This window comes from Methylosarcina fibrata AML-C10 (genome assembly GCF_000372865.1).
Classification (GTDB): Bacteria; Pseudomonadota; Gammaproteobacteria; order Methylococcales; family Methylomonadaceae; genus Methylosarcina; species Methylosarcina fibrata.
In genome coordinates this window covers 607,384-626,656 of record NZ_KB889965.1, presented here as the reverse complement: position 1 = coordinate 626,656, position 19,273 = coordinate 607,384, and the positions used below count along the sequence as shown (strand labels likewise).

Here is a 19,273-nt window from a genome sequence, read left to right as displayed (position 1 = left end):
GAAACGCCGTCCGGAATGCATCATTCGATGATTTCAAGGCCGCCCATGTAAGGTTGCAAAATCATCGGAACGTGGATGCGGCCCTCGGCGTCCTGATAATTTTCCATGACCGCGATCAGCGTTCGGCCTGCGGCCAGACCGGAGCCGTTCAGGGTGTGGACCAGCTCGGGCTTGCCGGTTTCGGGATTGCGCCAGCGCGCCTGCATCCGTCTGGCCTGGAAGTCCTTGAAATTGCTGCACGAGGAAATTTCCCGGTAAGCCCCCTGCCCCGGCAGCCAGACTTCCAGATCGTAGGTTTTGGCCGAGGAAAAGCCGGTATCCCCGGCGCACAGAAGCATTTTGCGGTAAGGCAGCTCCAGTTTTTTCAAAACCGCCTCCGCGTGCGCGGTCAACTCTTCGTGCGCCCTGGCCGAATCGTCGGGCCGGGTGATCTGGACGATTTCGACTTTTTCGAACTGGTGCTGGCGGATCATGCCGCGCACGTCCCGTCCGTAGGCGCCGGCTTCGCTGCGGAAGCAGGGGCTGTGGCAGACGAACTTCAAGGGCAGGTCCTTGGGATCGAGAATGACGTCCCGGACGATGTTGGTGACCGGCACTTCGGCCGTCGGGATCAGATACAGCGCCGGGTCCTGGCTGGCCTTGAACAGATCGGCCTCGAACTTGGGCAGTTGTCCCGTGCCCCGCAGGCTGTCGGCATTGACCAGATAGGGCACGTAGGTTTCGCTGTAGCCGTGTTCCTCGGTGTGCGTATCGAGCATGAGCTGGATGATCGCGCGTTGCAGTCTGGCTAATCGTCCGGTGAGCACGACAAAGCGGGCGCCGGCAATTTTTGCGCCCAGTTCGAAATCCATGCCGAATCGTGCGCCCAAATCGACGTGATCCCGGGGGCTGAAATCGAACATGCGCGGCTCGCCCCAGCGGCTGATTTCCAGATTGCTTTCCTCGTTTTTGCCGTCCGGCACGCTGTCGTCGAGCAAATTGGGAATGCCTTCCATCAAGGCGGTCATTTCCGTCTGAATGGCCGCCAGCTCGGTTTCCTGCTCTTTCAGCCGGTCGCCGAGATTCTGCACCTGGTCCAATAACGGCTGGACGTCTTCGCCTTTGGCCTTGGCCTGGCCGATCGCTTTGGAGCGGCTGTTGCGTTCATTTTGCAGCTCCTGTGTTTTCACCTGGCATTCCTTGCGCCGGGCTTCCAGAGCGGCGAAATGGCCGCTGTCGAAATCGAACGAGCGCCGGTCCAACTGTTGTTTGACAAAATCAAGATCGGCTCTGAATAAACGGGGATCTAACATAGTAAGCGTGATAACCTGGGTAAAATAAAAAACAAATTCTTATGAATCGGCGGCATGAAGGGAGGCCGGCCAACTGACGACGTGCTTCAAACTGAGATTCGATTGCAGCGCGGCGATCGCTTTTTCCACTTTGGCGGGCTCGTCGTAAAACTCGATGATCAGCGGCAGATCCAGCGATAAATCGATCAGCGAGGAGGTATGAATCTCGCCCGACGCGCCGATGCCCGCGATGCCTCGAAGCACGGTAACGCCCTCGATGGCCTCGCCGTGAAGAATCTCGAGGGCGCGGTCCAGCAAATCCCGGCCTTCCATTGTATAGATTCTGGCGATGACGACGTCTTTGGTAGTCATATCTGTTTCCCCGTCAATAAGCCCATCCAGAGCAGCAGAATGCAAAACAGCCCGTTGCTGACGAAAACCCCCAGCATTAAATTCAAATGACCGTCGAAGGAAAAGCCGTGTTCCAGAAGATAAAGGATCAAATACAAGCCGGACAAAGTCAAATAGGCGCCGATCAGAATCACCATCAGCGCGGCCCGGTATTCCATCGTCAGCGTCACTTTCTGCAGCAGCACGGCACCGACCAGCCCGATCAGAAAAGCCAGCAGGGCGTTGACGATCACCAGCGCATACGGAAACATGCCGTCGGGCCATTTGACCACGCCGTCGGCATAATACATGAGCGACCGGCCCAACAGCAAACCGATCCAGACGGCAAACAGACAGGCCACGATGCTGAGCGTGACGTTCAGCGCCGCCTTGGCCCAGGCGCCCTGTTCCATCAAATACAGCGTTTCCAGCGAGAAGCTGGAAAAGGTCGTAAAGCCGCCCAAGACGCCGACCAGGATCGCGGCGCGATATTCCAGAGTAAAAGTGATGCGCTGCAGGATCAGCGCTTCCGCCAGCAGCCCGATCAGAAACGAACCGATGACGTTGACCGCCAGCGTGCCGAAAGGAAAGCTTCTACCCAGCCATTGATAAAAGCCGGTGGACACTAGAAAACGCAGTACCGAACCGCAGGCGCCGCCGAAAGCCACAGCAAGCAATTGACTCATGATGCTCCGAATTTAAATAACGCCCTGGCCACCCGCGTAAGGTTTGGCGATGAAATGCTCGCGGTAATAGCGCAGTTCCTCAATCGATTCCTTGATGTCTTCCAGAGCCTGATGCGAAGCCACTTTGTTGAAGCCGTTTTTGACTTCCGGCGCCCAACGGGCCGCCAGCTCCTTCAATGTCGAAACATCAACATTGCGGTAATGAAAATAGGCTTCCAGTTTCGGCATATAACGGCAAAGAAACCGCCGGTCCTGGCCGATGCTGTTGCCGCACATCGGAGACGTATTTTCCGGAACCCACTGCTTTAAAAACTCAAGGGTTTGCCGTTCGGCTTCCCGCTCGTCGATTCCGGAATTTCTGACCCGTTCGATCAGGCCGGACTGGCCGTGATGCTTCTGGTTCCAGTCGTCCATCGCGGCCAGTACCGCGTCGGACTGATGAATCGCCAACACGGGGCCTTGGGCCAGAACGGTCAGCTCCTTGTCGGTAACGATCGTCGCTATCTCAATAATCAAATCGGTCTCGGGATTTAGCCCGGTCATTTCGAGGTCTATCCAGATCAGATGCTGAGAATCCTGCGTCATTTATTGCCTCCGTTATGTAAATCACAAGGCGATTAGTGTAGCATTGGCACATCTCTATAGCTAATTCTTAAACTGGTTGCGTTTATGAACATTTTTACCGTTGTCTTTTTAATTGCCCTGTTCATTTCTTATTCGATCCATTTCTGGTTGGCCAGACGGCAGGCAGCCTATGTCGCGGAGCACCGCTCCAGGGTGCCGGCCGCCTTTGCCGACAAGGTTTCTCTGAGCGCGCACCAAAAAGCGGCGGACTATACGATCGAAAAAAACCGGCTGGGCCAGATCGACGGCTTCCTCGGCGTCATCGTGCTGCTGTTGCTGACGCTGGGCGGAGTGATCGACCAGGCCTTCACCTTCTGGTCGGGGATGATCGCATCGCCCTTGTGGTCCGGAGTGGCCGCCATCGCCACCGTTTTTCTACTGACGACCCTGATCGAGCTTCCTGTCAGTATTTATCACACGTTCGTCATCGAGGAAAAATACGGCTTCAATAAAAGCACCGTGGTGCAATTCGTCAAGGATCATCTTTTGCAGTTGGCTTTGGGCGCCGTGATCGGCTTGCCGCTCCTGGCGTTGATCCTGTGGATCATGGACAGCCTGGGTTCGCTCTGGTGGCTCTGGGCGTGGGGCGTCATCATGGCCTTTTCCCTGCTGATGAGCTGGCTTTTTCCCACGGTGATCGCGCCCTTGTTCAATAAATTCACGCCTATTGAAGAGGGCTCGTTGAAAAACCGGATCCAGAGGCTCCTGACCCGCTGCGGTTTCCACAGCAAGGGCATTTTCATCATGGACGGTTCCAAGCGCTCGGGCCACGGCAACGCCTATTTTACCGGCATCGGCAACAACAAGCGCATCGTTTTCTTCGACACGCTGGTCAAATCGCTGGACGAAGAAGAACTGGAAGCCGTGCTGGCGCACGAGCTGGGCCATTTCAAATGCAAGCACGTGATCAAGATGCTGGCCGCCACTTCGGTCATGAGCCTGATCGGCCTCGCGATCCTGGGCTGGCTGATCGACCAGAGCTGGTTTTATAACGGCCTCGGCGTTACCCAGCCCTCCCATGCGGCGGCGCTGCTGCTGTTCATGCTGGTGTCTCCGGTGTTCACCGTGTTCCTGCAGCCGATCAGCGCTTATTTCCAGCGCAAGTTCGAATTCGAAGCCGACGACTTTGCCGCCGAGCATGCGCAGGCGGCCAAAATGATCAGCGGCCTGGTCAAGCTGTACGAAGAAAACGCCAGCACGCTGACGCCCGACCCGTTGTATTCGGCATTCCATTACAGCCATCCGCCCGCGGCCATCCGCATCGCCCATCTGGAAGAAAAGATTTCGGCCGCTTAGTGTCCATGGTGAAGGAAGGATTGGTCATCGCCCATCTGGGTCAGGGCATCGCCGTCGAGCATGAGAACGAAATCATCCTGTGCCAGCCGCTCAGGCGGTTGGCCACCGTTGCCGTCGGCGACCGGGTGTTATGGTCGCCGGCAGGTCCCGATCAAGGGCGCATCGAGGAAGTCCTGCCCCGGCGCTCGTTATTGATTCGCCCGTCCCGAAACGGCAAGATCCGGCCCGTGGCGGCCAATATCGATACCATTTTCATCGTGATCGCGGTGGCTCCGTATTGCGATTTTCTGTTAATGGACCAATACCTGGCCATTTGCGAAAACAGCAAAATCTCCGCGGCGATTGTGTTGAACAAAACCGATCTCGGACAGGACGAAACCCTGGAAAACGAGCTGCTGCTGTACCGCAATCTGCATTATCCGTTGTACCGGGTCAGCGCCCTGACCTCGACCGGATTGCAGGAACTCGGCGCGGCATTAAAAAATCAGGCCAGCCTTTTCTCCGGCCAATCGGGCGTCGGCAAATCGTCGCTGACCAACGCGCTGATTCCGGACAAGGCGGTGAAAACCAACGCGATCTCGGAATCCACCCAACTGGGCCGGCACACCACCACGGCGGCAACGCTGTACCATTTGCCGGACGGCGGCGATTTGATCGACAGCCCCGGCGTGTCGATCTTCGGTCTGGCCGATCTTTCGGAATCGCAACTGGCCTACGGCTACCGGGAATTTCAACCGCTTCTCGGCAACTGCCGGTTCAACGACTGCCGTCACGGCCCGGACAAAGGCTGCGCGATCCGGGAAGCCGCGGACAACGGGACGATCTCGATGACCCGCTATCGGCGGTTTTTGAAGTTGAAGGAAAAAATACCGCTGATGAGTTCCTGATCTCCCGAACAGGCCGGCTTGCGCTTTTTCCTCGTCTCTTTCTCGGCGTTCGAGAGCCGGCCAAGGCCGGCACAACGCCCGCGCCTTCGATAGAACCATCCCTCGTTCATCTTCCGTTCATCTTTCCCGTTCATCTTTATCGAAAAATAACGAGGCGGATGCCCATGAATGCCCCACTTTTGGGATCCGGCTGCGAGTGATATGAAAAAACGGCATTCATGCGCCCAAATAAGAGGACTTTAAGCGCTTTGAGATAAAATCGGCGATATTTTTGGCGGCTAGGCAATACCGGAAACGGAACCTTGTTGATATCCTCCCGAATATCCTGGGAAAAGAGATTCCGGCCCCCGAAACCGGGCCGGTTCGGGCTGCTTTTGCTTTTCCCTGAAAAAATCAATCGGATCCATTCGAATGGAATGGCATTCGGTTGGCTCCGGAAAATCCCGGGTACAAGAAAAGAATTCGCGGACCCTTACCGAAGCTTCCGGTCTTTTTAATGCCGAAATCCCGGCGCGCAAGGATCTCCAAGAGTTTGAATTGCCAATAGTTAATAGCTAAAATCGGAATCGAATAAAAATCAAGGCGGGAATGACCATGTTGAAAGTCATCATTAAACACTTGTCCGGCTCGAAATCCAATCAAACCGAAACGTTTGAATTTCCGGTCAAAGAACTGACGTTTGGAAGAGATGCGGCCAGCCAGGTGGCATACGATGCTGAAAAGGACGACCTGGTCAGCCGTCAGCATTGCCGGATCACCGTACAAAACGACGATCAGTTTTACCTGACCGATCTGGATAGCCGCAACGGCACTTTCGTCAATCATCAAAAAATCGTGGCGCCCATCCGGCTTTACGCCGGCGATACCGTGCAATTGGGCAAAGGCGGCCCGCACTTCGTGTTCGACCTGGATCCCCGGCCGAAGCCCGCGCCGAAAGCCACCCGGCTGGGCGATGCCGCGTCGGAAGCGCCACTGACGCGCGAACTTGGCCTTGACCCTCGTTCTTCCCAAGCCGGGCCCTCGGCCGATTCACGGCCGTCCGATCCGTCCGGAACGGGCGTCGGCAGGCATACCGTGGAACGGCTGATCACTCAGGCCGAATCCAACACCCGGAAAAAAATGATCAATATCGGATCGGGCATCATCGGCATTATCGTGCTGATTTTCGGCTTGATCGTTTACCAGAATTACGAAAACAAGACGGAATTGGAAGGAAATCAGGCGGACAGAGACCGGATCCGTAAAGACGAGATCGCGGCGTTAAGGTCGAAGATCGCGGCCTTGCACTCGAATCAGCCGCTCAATTCTTCGGACATTTTCAGCCGGAACAGCCCGGCAATCGTCCGGGTGGAAGCCAGCTGGAGGTTAATCCATATTCCCTCGGGCAAGCCGGTGTTTCAGAAAATCGATTGCATTCGGGATAAAAAAAGGCTGTGTAAAACCGAAAAACTGCCCTGGTATACCTTTTACAACGGCATCGTCGAGCCTTATCTGGTAACCGATTCCGGCATCGCAATCGGCTTCCCGGCCACAGGATCCGGGTTTGTAGCCCGGCCGACCGGTTTTATTTTGACCAATCGTCACGTGGCCGCCGGATGGCGATCGCAAGAAGCCAGGTTTTCCCTGCCGAAAGACTTCAGAGGAATCGCTTACATTTGTAAAGACGCCGCTTGCGACACGGCAGACACGCTGACCTTGACGGAAGCTTATATCCTCTATCCCGATTTGCTTGCCTATAAAAGCAAGTGGCTGCCGTTCAAACCCAAATGCTTCAATGGACGGCCTTTGCCTGCCAACGAGAGCAGCCTGGAGGGACGCAACGATTATCTGAACGTCACCTTTCCGAAAACCCGACAAAAACTGCCCGCCCGCATCACGCAGATATCCGATGCGGCCGATGTCGCCGCCGTCAAGATCGACGTGCCGGACAATTTGAAGAGCGTCGAGATCGATTCCCGGCCTCTCGTCACGGCCGGAGATCCGATTACGGTGCTGGGTTATCCCGGCAATGCCGACCTGCCCGCGGCCGGCCTGAGTTCTCAGGATGCCGTGAGCGGCAGCGGGCCGACGACAACGCTGCCCGAGCCGACCGTGACCGGCGGCAGCATCGGTAAAATTACCGGCAGCACCGCCGGCCCCTTATTCGATTCGGCCGTCACCTCCGGCGGAACGACCGAAGTGTATGAACTGACCGTACCGGCGAGCGGCAGCGGCCATAGCGGCGGGCCGATTTTCGACAAGAAAGGGAAAGTCATCGCCATTGCCGACTTCAGCCGGACGGATTCATCCGGCCACCCGGCCAGTCTCGCCATACCGATCCGATACGGCGAAGCCCTGTTAGGGATTACCCCGAGCCTCGACTAAGCCGGCCATGTTTCAGTACTGGAAGCAGTTCATCGATCACCGAAACTCCGATCCGTCCGGCTGCGGCGCCTCCCCCGAAGCGGCCTACTGCCTGGAAATCGGCTCGGTATCGGACACCGGACGCGCTCGCCCGAACAATCAGGACAACGTCGGCCTCATCAATTTCGCCAACAGCAGAAATCTCCTGGCGATGGTCGCCGACGGCATGGGCGGCCACCAAGGCGGCGAGACGGCCAGCCGAATGGCCGTGAACACCGTGCAAAGAGAATTGTCGAAATTGCTGGACTACCGCAACAATGGGTTCCTGGCGTTAAAAAAAGTCTTTCAGGAAGCGAACAAGGCCATTTTTCAACAAGCCCGGCAATCGCCCGAACTGGCGGGAATGGGCACGACGCTGGTCGCCATGCTGCTTCTGAACGGGTACGTTTATTATGCCAATACCGGCGACAGCCGGCTCTATCGCATTCGGGACGGGCAATGGCGCCAGCTCAGCCAGGATCATACGGTCGTCAATGAGCTGATCAATAGAGGCTTGCTCACCCCCGAAGCGGCCAAAACGCATCCCGACCGGCACGTCATTTCCAGAGCGGTCGGCACTCAGACCAAAGTCCGGGTCGACGTCGCGGAAGCACCGCTGGCGGCCGCGATCGGCGACAGTTTTCTCTTGTGTTCCGACGGTTTATACGATTTAGTGGAAGAAGCCGAAATGGTCGAGCTGATCGATCGTCATCCTTCCCAGCAGGCCTGCAAACTTCTTGTCGATCTGGCGAATGCAAGAGGCGGCTACGATAATATTTCGGTCATCGTTGTCAAGATATTGAAAGCCGCCCGCGCTTTCGACCCTATCCCGGCTACCCGTTATTAATGCCACGGCTATGATGAATCAGATCGACAATTACCGGATCCTGGAAAAAATCGGCGAAGGCGGCATGGGAGAAGTATATAAAGGGATCGACGTGATGCTCGAGCGGGAGGTCGCGATCAAACTGCTTAAACCGGAACTCAGCAGCAAGGAAGACGTGGTCCAGAGGTTCCGGTCGGAAGCGGTGGCGCTCGGACGGCTGCATCACAACAATATCGCCGCGGTCTATAATTTCGGGCGTTACCAAGACCAATACTACATGGCGCTGGAATTCGTCAACGGCGACACGCTGGAGAACATTATCCAACAGAAAGGCTTCCTGCCGTGGCGGGAAGCGGTTCACTGCGCCATTGCCATTCTCGAAGGCTTGTCCCATGCGCACGGTTTCAACATCGTGCATCGGGACGTCAAGCCTTCCAACATCATCGTAACGGCCAACAACGAACTCAAGATCCTGGATTTCGGCATAGCGCGCATTCTGGAAAAAGCCCGGCTGACCCGTTTGGGCCATCTGGTGGGAACGCTCGAATACGTATCCCCGGAGCAACTTCAAGGCAGAGAGACCGACGAACGCGCCGACCTTTACTCGACCGCGGTGGTTCTTTACGAAATGCTGATCGGCCGGCTGCCTTTCGAAAAAAGCACCGACTACGATTTAATCAAATCGCAAATCGAAGAAAAGCCGAAATCGTTGCGGCTTTTTGCCGGTTCGATTCCGGTGATGCTCGACAAAACGGTGCTCAGAGCGCTGGAAAAACGGCCCGACAAGCGCTTTGCCACCGCCCGGGAATTTATTGAAGAATTAAACAAGGTGCTCTACAAAACAGCGGACAAAACGGTGGTGGCTCCGGTCATCAAAATCGAAAACCGTTTTTTCAGATTTTGCCGAGATTATCCTGTCCTTATTCTGTTAATCGCCTTGCTGACCGGCGGATCCGGCTATCTGTTCCGGCTGGCGCAATTTTCGTCGGCGGAAGAATTAGCTTCTGTCTCCACATTAACCGCTTCTCCAGGCAATGAGCCTTTCCTGTCCGCCGATAATTCAATTCAATCCATGCTCACGGCGCCTGATCAGGATGACATCCACCGCGAGGACGCGGGCCGTGCGGCAGAAGGCCCGCAGGCGACCGCGCTGAAAACGGAAGAGGCAGCTACGCCCGAGAAAAAGGCCGCATCTTCAAACAACGAGCAAGGCAAACGGCGCAGCGCTTCCGCCGGCAAAAGAAAAAAATCCAAAAAAGGGTTATCGAGTGACCCAAATATCGATGACTGGGCAAAGGATTTTTTCAAAAATTAGGCTCGGACGGCCATTTCGATCATCGAAAAGTCTGGCTTCTCCATGACTTCCATGGTATCAGGCCGTGTTAAGCCCTCATTTCCTTTTTGAGCCATGCGGAAATTATTATTGATTGTCATCGGTGTTCTGTCGCTCCCTTTATCCGGCTGTGCCAATACAGCCGATAAAGCCCAGGCGATCTGGGCGATAGTCACCGACCGGTATCCGGCTCGGCCGGCAAATGCCCCGAGCCGGCTGGACGATTTCGTGGTAACTCAAAAACACGTTTATTCCAACAAGCAAATCATTTCGGGAAACAGACTGTCGAAAAAGACAAGGAACCAATTGATCCAGGCCAATGCGATGGCGAAAAAAGCCGGCGGCAACGTTCATGTGATTTGCCCGGCCAGCGCGACCCCTGAAATTTTACAAGACATAGAGGCCACCGGCGTGACTTACAATCAGGACCATGCCATGAAAAACGGCTATATCGTGATTTTTTCCAAAAGAAAATATTAAAAAGCAAACCCGGCTACGACCAGGCAACGCCATTTGCATTACTATTTTCGAGCTAAAGCCGGACTCCGGGCGGAAGCTCCAGCATTTTCATCCCGAGCTCACGCCAGCTTACATCCATTATGCCGCTCAATTGAGAACCGTTCGTCGGATTTCGTGGTGATGGATATCAGCTTAAAAAACAACTAAGATCTGCAGAACGTCAATTCACTTGACAGAAATCATCCAGAAATTCGGAAGGAACGTCACCACTGGTCACCAGCAAATGATCTCTCGCCCGAGTACATGCTACATAGAGTAAATGCCGCTCGGTGTTATAAACTTCTTCGAGGTCGGCGTCGTCGGCAACCGTTTCGATACGCTTTTGCGACGGTATAACTTCATCGTCGCAGGCCATCACCACAACCGCTCGAAACTCCAACCCTTTGGCGAGAGGCATGGTGCAAACCGAAGCATAACCGCTGACCGTTTCGACATGCTCATCCAGGACTTTGAAAGGAGTTTTGATTGTTCAACTGCGGCGATTGCTCTATCTAATTCGTTTTCAGAGCGGACAAACACCCCGATTTCGTAGGGTTTAACAAATAATGAGAAATCCCCCGGCTCTGCCGCACTGTCATTAAGTTAAGGTTTGCCAGTCCTATAAACCGTGCTTTTTCTTGCGCTTATGGAAATTCAGCGAAACGCGGTCGGAAGGCTTCCGGCGCGGAGGGGAACGGTCTGGCCGGACCGTTACGGGGCTGGTCTGGAATAACTGAGTCAACCGTTCCAGCAGCGGCTCCAAGTTGAGATCACTGGAGAGCAATTCCAGAGCGGCCATCTTGATGGCATTGAAGGAGACCGAGCGGTTCACGGCTTGTGGATAACGGGTTGTCCTCGCGTCCAAGCGGGCTTGGGCCGGTTCGGTCAGGATGGATTCCAAGCCGGACAGGTAAATGGTGGCGTGGAAGTCCTGACGCACGGCCTCGGCGCCGTTACCCGTGAAGTTCTCCAATTCCAGCCGGGTTTTAAGCAAGCCGTAAAATGTTTCAATCCCCCAACGCCAGGCATAGAGCGACCGAAATTCTGTCGTGGAATATCGGATTTCGTCGAGCAAGGAGGTGACCAGCACCTCCCACTCACCCGTATTCAGCAGGACGCGCACAAACCTCGCCTTGATGGATGCGGGCAGGCCAAGCTGGCGAACCGGACCCGCTTGCGCAGCGCACGGAACCAGCGTGACGATCTGGCTGTCAGGCCCTTCTCCTCTCATCATCCTTTGCGCAGGCCCGAATGAGGCCGCAGAACAGCGGATCACGAAATCACGTCCGCGATGGACGAACTCCGCGAGCATCCGGTAGGATGCACAATTCCGGTCCATGATCAGAAGGTCGCCTGGGCGGGTATGGGGCAGGTGCGCCACGGCGAGATCTACTTCGTAGGCCTTAGCGCATCCCAGCGTCGCGTCCAACGCCACGCGATTCAGAACATCAAACAGCACCGACGCCGTGGCGTAGGGATGTTCCCCAAGCCGTCCCGCGTCCCGGCCATTCGTGTGGGGGAGTGTTCCGAACGCTTGCCTGACCTCTTCGGTGTTCGGCAGGATCAGGCGGGAACCGTCCACAGCCAGAATGCGCATCCCCCAGAACGTCAGATAGTTGCTTCCATACATCGCCCGCACCACGGCTTCCTCGTTCAGTTCGATGAAAGCCGTATGTTTGAATTTGTAGCGGGCTTGTGAGTACGCGCTGGCAGTCACCGGGCACTGCTCCAACCACGCCATGACCTCGTTCACCACGTTCTGGAGGGCCTTCACACTGTTCCGGAGCACCATTACCAGCACTAAACTGAAAGGCAAGCTGCGCAACCGGGTGAAGGCTCGGTCCGTCGCCGAGTGCCGCCGCTTGAAAACCTCATCGCTGATTTTCTCTCGGCTCCGGTTCAACGCCTGCTTTTTTGTCCATGACGGCCTCCAAATCCTTCTACGACCTTTACCGCTCCCAAAGGTTGCTTAACTTAATGGCAGTGCGGCAAAGCCGGGGGATTTCTCATTATTTGTTAAAAAAAATCTCCCCCGCCCCTCTTGTCAAAGCGGAGAGCAACCATCGTGCGCTTCGGAACCACTCAGATTCCGGAAAGTGATTTGTGACCCTATCCTAAGCACCAGAAATTGGCCAAAGATCCCGGCCGCTCTCCCCTCACGCCCGACGATCCAGTTTGCGGTAGCCGATGGCTTCGCTAAGATGAGTGATGTCAATGGCTTCCGAATGCGCCAGATCGGCGATGGTTCTCGCCAGTTTTAAAATGCGGTGGTAGGCTCTGTGCGACAGGCCGAATTTTTCCATGGCCTGTTCCAGCAATTGATGCCCCGGTTCGGACAGACGGCAGAACAGCTTGACTTCTTTGGCATTCAGCGCGGCGTTGGCCTTGCCGCTTCGGACCAGGGCAAGATTTCTTGCGGCCACTACGCGCTCGCGAATGACGGCGCTGCTTTCCTCGCCCTGGGCCGATCCTTTGCGCAGGATTTCCATGGGGATTCTCGGCACTTCCAGATGCATGTCGATGCGGTCCAGCAAAGGGCCGGAGATGCGCGCCCGATAACGGGCCACCTGTTCCGACGTGCAATGACAGCGGCCGGAAGCATCACCGAGATAACCGCAGGGACAAGGATTCATCGCCGCCACCAATTGAAATCTCGCCGGAAAGTCGGCCTGCCGAGTGGCCCTGGAAATGGTGATATGGCCGGTTTCGAGAGGTTCGCGCAAGACTTCGAGCACTTTCCGGTCGAACTCCGGCAGTTCGTCCAGAAACAAAGTGCCGTTATGCGCCAACGAGATTTCTCCCGGCCTGGGATTGCTGCCGCCGCCGACCAACGCCGCAGCCGAGGCGGTATGATGCGGCGCCCGGAAAGGCGGCTTCAGCCAACGGGCCACGTCCAGTCCCTGATCGCTGATCGAAGCGATGGCCGCGGTTTCCTGAGCCTGCTCTTCGGTTAGTTGGGGAAGAATGGTCGGCAGGCGCGCCGCCAACATCGACTTGCCGGTGCCCGGAGGGCCCATCATCAGGATGTTATGAGCCCCGGCGGCGGCGATTTCGAATGCCCGCTTGATCTGATACTGACCGTGGACGTCGGTAAAATCGAGGTCGGCCTCCGGCAGAGGCTGCTCGGTCTGCCGATACTCGGCCTCGATCGGCCGCTGTCCCGAAAGATGGGCGCAAACCTCCAGCAGATGCCCGGCAGGAATCAGCGCGCTCTCTTTCACAAGAGCCGCTTCTTCCCGGTTTTCGCGAGGCAGAATCAGCTTGCGCCGCTGGTTCCGGGTCTGGATCGCGACCGGCAGGGCGCCGCTGATCGGGCGCAATTGGCCGCCCAGGGAGAGTTCGCCGATACACTCGTATTGATCCAGATGAACATTCGGAATCTGGCCGGACGCCGCGAGAATGCCGAGTGCAATGGCCAGATCGAAGCGGCCGCCTTCTTTCGGCAGATCGGCGGGCGCCAGATTGACAGTGATGCGCTGAGCCGGAAACTCGAAGCGGGAGTTCAGGATGGCGCCGCGCACCCGGTCCTTGCTTTCCTTGACCGCGGTTTCCGGCAGGCCGACGATATTCAGCGCCGGCAAACCGTTGGCGACATGCACTTCGACCGTGACCAGAGGCGCGTCGATGCCGGAACGGCCCCGGCTGTAAACTACCGCTAGCGACATGAGAAAAGGTCAGAATGTTGAACGGGCACGTTGAATTCTTCCTTGTTAAAACTTATCCCTGCATCCTGCCTCTCCAGGAAATTAAACGTCTTCCTTGGTCAGGATCTGCTGCTCCATTTGAGCGACCCGTTGTTCCAGGTCTTCCAGCTTGGCGCGGGTCTTGGCCAGCACCATTTTCTGCACTTCGAATTCCTCTCGAGTTACCAGGTCCAATTTGCCCAGCGCGCTTTGCAGAATGGCGCGGAAATTTTTTTCAAGGTCCTCTTTGAGGCTGTTGAGGCCCGGAGGGATTGCTCCGGCCAGGCGGCCGGCAATGTCGTCTATCGATTTGGGATCAAACATCGGAAATCTCTCTATCAAATAAAAGGGCCGGATACGGCAACCCGGCCAAAGGGTAAATGCCGGACCTTTCCTTGATCCGGCCCGGGTTCGGCTCGAAACATACGCTCCGGCAGCCTCGGCTTTTTATCTCAAGCGATGGCCCGCTTGAAAAATTCGGGCTGAGCCAGGGCCGCGCGATGGATATCGACATTATAGTAGGTCGTATCGAATCGTTTGTCGGCCGAGTCCAGTTCCCGGAATTGATTGAGACTGGTTTTACCGGCAATCGTTGCGCTCCACCAGCCGGAAGGATAGATGCATTGCGGGAAAAACAACGTCTGCAGATGAGCGAATCCCGCCGAACTCATCGCATGGCGCATCTCGCCGATCAGTTTCATGTGATACAAGGCCGACTCGCTTTGCTGCACCAGCATGCCGTGTTCCGACAAACAGGCAAAACAATCGTGGTAAAACGCTTCGTTGAACAGCCCTTCGGCCGGCCCGATCGGGTCGGTGCTGTCGACGATGATGATGTCGACCGAATTCGGGGCTGCGTCCTTGACCCACTTGATGCCGTCGATAAATTTCAGTTCGGCCCTAGGATCGTTGTTCGATTCGCACAATTCGGGAAAATAAATCTCGGCCAGGCGGGTCACCCGCTCGTCGATATCGATCTGCACCGCCTGCTCTACCGAACGGTGTTTGAGCACTTCCTTCAAGGTGCCGCAATCGCCGCCGCCGATGATCCAGACCCGTTTGGGATCGGGATGGGTAAAGAGCACCGGGTGACTCATCATTTCGTGATAAAAGAAATTGTCACGAGTCGATACCATGGTGCAGCCGTCGATCACCATCAAATTGCCGAAACCTTCGGTTTCATAGATTTCGATGTGCTGAAATTCGGATTGTTCTTCGTGCAGCTTTTTCTTATATTTTAACGAAAAAGCCGATTCGGCCCCTGGGACTTCCTCGGTAAACCACTGAGTTTCATTCATGGACTGGTCCTGAAAAATAAAAGGATGAAGTTCGCTACATTATATTAGAATTCGGAAAATCACGTTACAACGGAGATCATTTTGAACTTAAGTCAGACCCAACACTGGACCATCGAAGACTCGGCGGAAACTTATGCCATCCGTTTATGGGGCGAGGGCTATTTTTCGATCAACGCCGACGGCCACGTCAGCGTAAAACCCAGCTCGGATAAAGCCGTCGAGCTCGATCTGTTCGAAATCGCCCATTCTTTGCACGACAAGAATCTTTCCCTGCCCGTGCTGGTGCGCTTCACCGATATTTTGAAAGACCGGGTCATGCGCCTGCAGCAGGCTTTCCAGAAGGCCTGCGACAAACACCATTACCGGGGGCGCTACACGCCGGTTTATCCGATCAAGGTCAACCAGCAGCGCCAGGTGGTGGAAGGCATTCTGGCAGCCCGCAACATCGGCCTCGAAGCCGGCAGCAAACCGGAGCTTCTGGCGATCATGGCGTTGTCGAATCAGGGCGTCGTGGTCTGCAACGGCTATAAGGACAGGGCCTACATCCGGCTGGCGCTGATCGGACTGAAAATGGGCCTGGATTTGTATCTGGTCATCGAAAAACCGCAGGAACTGGAGCTGATCATCGAAGAATCGGCTCGTCTCAACATCAGGCCACAACTCGGCCTCAGGGTTCGGCTATCGAGCATCAGCGCCGGAAAATGGCAGAACAGCGGCGGCGAAAAATCCAAATTCGGCCTGCACGCCCACGAAGTGCTGCAACTGCTCCGGCGCCTGAAGGCAACCGACCTGCTTGACACGTTGAATCTGATGCATTTTCACATGGGCTCGCAGATCGCCAACATTCACGACATCAAGATCGCGTTAAAGGAAGCCGGCCAGTTTTACGTCGAGCTGCACCGTCTGGGCGCTCCGGTCCGGATCGTCGACGCCGGTGGCGGCCTCGGCGTCGACTACGACGGCAGCCGTTCGCGGCGCGACTCGTCGATGAACTACAGCGTGGACGAATATGCCCAGAACATCGTCCGCAGCTTTGCGGAAATCTGTGCGGAAAAAGGCGTGCCGCAGCCCGACGTCATCACCGAATCCGGCCGGGCGATGACGGCCCATCACGCCGTTCTGATCACCAACGTTACCGACGTCGAAACGGTCTACAGCAGCGATGCCGGGCTGCCGGATCTCGAGGACAAACAAAACCCGGTCGAACATTATCACGACGCCCAGTTCACCCTGGCCGAAGCGCGGGCCCGCTTTGCCCAGGACAAGCTGAACATCACCGAACTGGCCGACGCCGAAAACCGGTACGCCCTGCTCTGCCGGCAAATCCAGTCGAAATTGAATCCGAACAATCAGAATGAAGCCGCCATCCTGCAGGAGCTGAACGAAAAACTGGCCGACAAGGTCTTTTGCAATTTTTCCCTGTTCCAGTCGATGCCGGACATCTGGGGCATCGACCAGATCTTTCCGATCATGCCGATTCATCGGCTGAACGAACCACCGATCCGGCGCGCCGTGCTGCAGGATCTGACCTGCGATTCGGACGGCCGCATCGACCAGTACATCGACGGCCGGAATCTCGAAAAGACCCTGCCGGTGCATGCCATCGATCTGACGCAGCCTTACCTGATCGGTTTTTTCATGCTCGGCGCGTATCAGGAAATCCTGGGCGACATGCACAACCTGTTCGGCGATACGCATTCGATCAACATCGAACTGGACGAGAACGGCTACCACTTTTATGATTTCCAGGAAGGAGAACACGTCTCCGATCTGCTCGATTACGTCCATATCAGCAGCGAGGAATTGAAAGCAGCCTACCGCGAAAAACTGGCTAACAGTGCACTCAGCGCCCAGCAGCGGCAGGAATACGAAGAAGAGCTGATCGCAGGGCTCACCGCCTATACTTATCTGGAGAAAACATGAAAACCGGTTTCATCGGACTGGGCGGCATGGGTACCGGCATGGCCCGCAACATCGCCCAAGCCGGCCTGCTTTCAGGCTTGTACAACCGCACCGCCGCCAAGGCGCATAGCCTGGCCGGGGAACTGAACGTACCTGCCTATGAACGGCCGGCCTTACTGGCGGCCGACATGGATATCGTATTAATCTGCGTGTCGGCGGACGACGATCTGCTCGGTGTGATCAACGCCATCGCAAAAGCCTTGAAGCCCGGCTCGATCGTGGTCGACATGTCCACGGTCAGCCGCTTCACCGCAAAAACGGCCGCCGCGCTTCTGGCCGAACATCGGGTTGATTTTCTCGATGCGCCGGTATCGGGCGGCGTCGAAGGCGCCCGGAACGGGACCCTGGCGATGATGGTCGGCGGCTCCGCCGAAACGCTGGAAAAAGCGCGGCCGGTGCTGGAAACCATGTGCTCCCGTATCGCTCATATGGGCGAAACCGGGGCGGGACAGGCTACCAAAGCGGTCAATCAGATCCTGTGCGCCGGCATTAACGAGGCGGTCACCGAAGCTCTGGCATTCGCCGAAGCGCAAGGCTTGCCGATGGAAAAAGTGATCGAGGTCGTCTCGGGCGGCGCCGCCGGCAACTGGTTTCTGGACCGCCGCGGACTGACCATGACGCGCGGCGTTTTCGCTCCCGGCTTCAAACTCGCGTTGCACCACAAGGATTTGAAAATTTGCCAGGAAATGGCAAGGCAGGCCGGCATCTCCATTCCCCTGGCGGATGTGACCGTAGCCGATTATCAAAAACTGATGGCGCAAGGCTACGGCGACGAAGATATTTCGGCTCTGTACCGGCTGAAAAAACCGGCGGCGAAGGCATCCGGAGAAAACTGAATCCTGTTTGCTGTTCGGATTCGATGGCTGCAATGCTCGGAAACCGTTTGATGTCCCTATTGCTGATCTACTTGCTGATACTGCTCGCGGTCTTTTTGCTGCAACGCAAAATGATCTATTTTCCCGAACGGCACGGTCCCAAGCAGCATCGGCAAATACTGGCCAGCCTGAACCTGAAATCCTGGCCGACGGACGAAGAAAACCGCGCCGTCGTCAGCCGGACACAGGTAGCCTCCGCCAAAGGCACCGTGGTCGTGTTTCACGGCAATGCCGGATCGGCCATGCACAGGACGTACTACATCGAGGCCTTGGAACGCCTCGGCTATCGGGTGATGGTGGCCGAATACCCCGGCTACGGCGCCCGAAAGGGTATTCTCTCCGAAGCGGAATTGATCAGGGACGGGATTACCACCGCAAAAAAAGCGTGGCAGGAATTCAGGGATCCTCTGTTTCTGTGCGGTGAATCATTGGGAAGCGGCGTCGTTTCCGGCATTGTCGCTTCGAAAGAGGTGCCGGTCAAAGGATTACTGCTGATCACGCCTTTCGATTCGATGGCGAACGTGGCGCAGCACCATTACTGGTTTTTCTTCGCCAAATGGCTGCTCAAGGATAAATTCGACAACCTAAAAAATCTTGAAGATTTTAACGGAAGCACTGCCGTCATTCTGGCCGAACGGGATGAAATCATCCCCAATCGGTCTACGATGGCGTTGTACGAGGCTTTGGCGGGGCGGAAACGGCTTTGGCGTTTTGAGCACGCCGGTCATAATACGCTGCCCCTTGCCTCCTGGAATCCCTGGTGGCGGGAAGCCATGCAGTTTCTCGATCGTTAACCGCTCCGTTTGTCATTTTATACCTCCTCGGATCTTTACTTTTGCATTGTCCGGTACAGAAAAACACAAGCCGGACAAAACGATTTAGCTTGCCCCGAGAGTATGACGGTTAGTATCGTGCTGGGCTGACAATTTACTTGTCATTAAGACGAATAATTGAAACACGGCGGCTCCCGCAATTGCAAAAAAAGACGCCATTAAAAGCATTATTTTGATGACTTTCATGATGAGTAACCTGAATAAAAAGCTGAATCCGTGGGACAATAATCCACTTAAAAAGTCGGCAAAACAAGTGTTTTAAGAAAATCTTAAGAAAGGAAAAATTACCATTTAACGATTTTACGATCCGCTTATCGATCAAGCGTTGCAAACCCACAACAATTGCATCTGTAGCACGTTTACAACAATATTTGGGGAGCTGCCGGAATGCACAGCGGGCTTTTCAACAGATTTAAAGCCGCGTATCCT

The 19,273-nt window shown here is 55.8% G+C and carries 18 protein-coding genes; 9 read left to right on the top strand and 9 right to left on the bottom strand.

Going from position 1 to position 19,273, the window contains the following annotated elements:
* Nucleotides 1–20: 20 nt before the first annotated feature.
* Genes serS through orn form a run of 4 tightly spaced genes read right to left on the bottom strand, consistent with a single transcriptional unit; the run spans nucleotide 21 to nucleotide 2,932 of the window.
* The gene (gene serS, locus A3OW_RS0103170; RefSeq protein WP_020561979.1) at nucleotides 21–1,292 is read right to left on the bottom strand and encodes a serine--tRNA ligase; all 1,272 of its coding nucleotides are present in this window, start codon (nucleotides 1,290–1,292) and stop codon (nucleotides 21–23) included.
* 39 nt (nucleotides 1,293–1,331) lie between these two features.
* Nucleotides 1,332–1,643: a DUF190 domain-containing protein gene (locus A3OW_RS0103165; RefSeq protein WP_020561978.1), complete on the bottom strand. Its 312-nt coding sequence runs from the start codon at nucleotides 1,641–1,643 to the stop codon at nucleotides 1,332–1,334.
* Nucleotides 1,640–2,347, bottom strand: coding sequence for a fluoride efflux transporter CrcB (gene crcB / locus A3OW_RS0103160; protein WP_020561977.1), 708 nt, complete (start codon nucleotides 2,345–2,347; stop codon nucleotides 1,640–1,642). Before crcB ends, A3OW_RS0103165 begins: the two co-directional genes overlap by 4 nt.
* Before the next feature lie 12 nt (nucleotides 2,348–2,359).
* On the bottom strand, nucleotides 2,360–2,932 hold the full coding sequence (gene orn, locus A3OW_RS0103155) for an oligoribonuclease (RefSeq protein ID WP_020561976.1): 573 nt from the start codon (nucleotides 2,930–2,932) through the stop codon (nucleotides 2,360–2,362).
* A gap of 84 nt (nucleotides 2,933–3,016) precedes the next feature.
* Between orn and A3OW_RS0103150 the strand changes: the two genes are divergently transcribed.
* The 6 genes from A3OW_RS0103150 to A3OW_RS0103110 all read left to right on the top strand — a co-directional run bounded on the left by A3OW_RS0103150 (nucleotide 3,017) and on the right by A3OW_RS0103110 (nucleotide 10,175).
* Nucleotides 3,017–4,267 (top strand): M48 family metallopeptidase, encoded by a 1,251-nt coding sequence (locus A3OW_RS0103150; protein ID WP_020561975.1) that lies wholly within the window; start codon nucleotides 3,017–3,019, stop codon nucleotides 4,265–4,267.
* Nucleotides 4,268–4,272: 5 nt separating this feature from the next.
* On the top strand, nucleotides 4,273–5,154 hold the full coding sequence (rsgA, locus tag A3OW_RS0103145; RefSeq protein ID WP_020561974.1) for a ribosome small subunit-dependent GTPase A: 882 nt from the start codon (nucleotides 4,273–4,275) through the stop codon (nucleotides 5,152–5,154).
* A 594-nt stretch (nucleotides 5,155–5,748) separates the two neighbouring features.
* Entirely contained in the window at nucleotides 5,749–7,518 is a 1,770-nt protein-coding gene (locus tag A3OW_RS0103130) for an FHA domain-containing protein (protein WP_198291280.1), read from the top strand.
* Between the two features lie 7 nt (nucleotides 7,519–7,525).
* Entirely contained in the window at nucleotides 7,526–8,383 is an 858-nt protein-coding gene (locus tag A3OW_RS0103125; protein ID WP_020561970.1) for a Stp1/IreP family PP2C-type Ser/Thr phosphatase, read from the top strand.
* A gap of 10 nt (nucleotides 8,384–8,393) precedes the next feature.
* Nucleotides 8,394–9,677: a serine/threonine protein kinase gene (locus tag A3OW_RS26200; protein WP_020561969.1), complete on the top strand. Its 1,284-nt coding sequence runs from the start codon at nucleotides 8,394–8,396 to the stop codon at nucleotides 9,675–9,677.
* A 93-nt stretch (nucleotides 9,678–9,770) separates the two neighbouring features.
* On the top strand, nucleotides 9,771–10,175 hold the full coding sequence (locus A3OW_RS0103110) for a hypothetical protein (RefSeq protein WP_020561967.1): 405 nt from the start codon (nucleotides 9,771–9,773) through the stop codon (nucleotides 10,173–10,175).
* Between the two features lie 199 nt (nucleotides 10,176–10,374).
* Here A3OW_RS0103110 and A3OW_RS28160 read toward each other — a convergent pair whose 3' ends face one another.
* From A3OW_RS28160 to speE, 5 genes are all read right to left on the bottom strand, one after another.
* Nucleotides 10,375–10,611 (bottom strand): 3'-5' exonuclease, encoded by a 237-nt coding sequence (locus A3OW_RS28160; RefSeq protein WP_020561966.1) that lies wholly within the window; start codon nucleotides 10,609–10,611, stop codon nucleotides 10,375–10,377.
* 201 nt (nucleotides 10,612–10,812) lie between these two features.
* Entirely contained in the window at nucleotides 10,813–12,096 is a 1,284-nt protein-coding gene (locus A3OW_RS26195) for an IS4 family transposase (protein WP_020561965.1), read from the bottom strand.
* 253 nt (nucleotides 12,097–12,349) lie between these two features.
* A complete protein-coding gene (locus A3OW_RS0103095) occupies nucleotides 12,350–13,858 on the bottom strand; it encodes a YifB family Mg chelatase-like AAA ATPase (protein WP_020561964.1) in 1,509 nt (502 codons plus the stop codon).
* Between the two features lie 81 nt (nucleotides 13,859–13,939).
* A complete protein-coding gene (gene ubiK / locus A3OW_RS0103090) occupies nucleotides 13,940–14,200 on the bottom strand; it encodes a ubiquinone biosynthesis accessory factor UbiK (protein WP_020561963.1) in 261 nt (86 codons plus the stop codon).
* A gap of 128 nt (nucleotides 14,201–14,328) precedes the next feature.
* Entirely contained in the window at nucleotides 14,329–15,174 is an 846-nt protein-coding gene (gene speE / locus A3OW_RS0103085; protein ID WP_020561962.1) for a polyamine aminopropyltransferase, read from the bottom strand.
* Nucleotides 15,175–15,255: 81 nt separating this feature from the next.
* On the opposite strand from speE, the gene speA reads away from it, so the two are divergent.
* The 3 genes from speA to A3OW_RS0103070 are packed head-to-tail and all read left to right on the top strand — an operon-like array spanning nucleotide 15,256 to nucleotide 18,805.
* Nucleotides 15,256–17,097: a biosynthetic arginine decarboxylase gene (gene speA, locus A3OW_RS0103080; protein WP_020561961.1), complete on the top strand. Its 1,842-nt coding sequence runs from the start codon at nucleotides 15,256–15,258 to the stop codon at nucleotides 17,095–17,097.
* Nucleotides 17,094–17,972 (top strand): NAD(P)-dependent oxidoreductase, encoded by an 879-nt coding sequence (locus A3OW_RS0103075; protein ID WP_020561960.1) that lies wholly within the window; start codon nucleotides 17,094–17,096, stop codon nucleotides 17,970–17,972. The genes speA and A3OW_RS0103075 overlap by 4 nt, the downstream gene beginning before the upstream one ends.
* A gap of 50 nt (nucleotides 17,973–18,022) precedes the next feature.
* A complete protein-coding gene (locus tag A3OW_RS0103070; protein WP_232422322.1) occupies nucleotides 18,023–18,805 on the top strand; it encodes an alpha/beta hydrolase in 783 nt (260 codons plus the stop codon).
* Nucleotides 18,806–19,273: the final 468 nt, after the last annotated feature.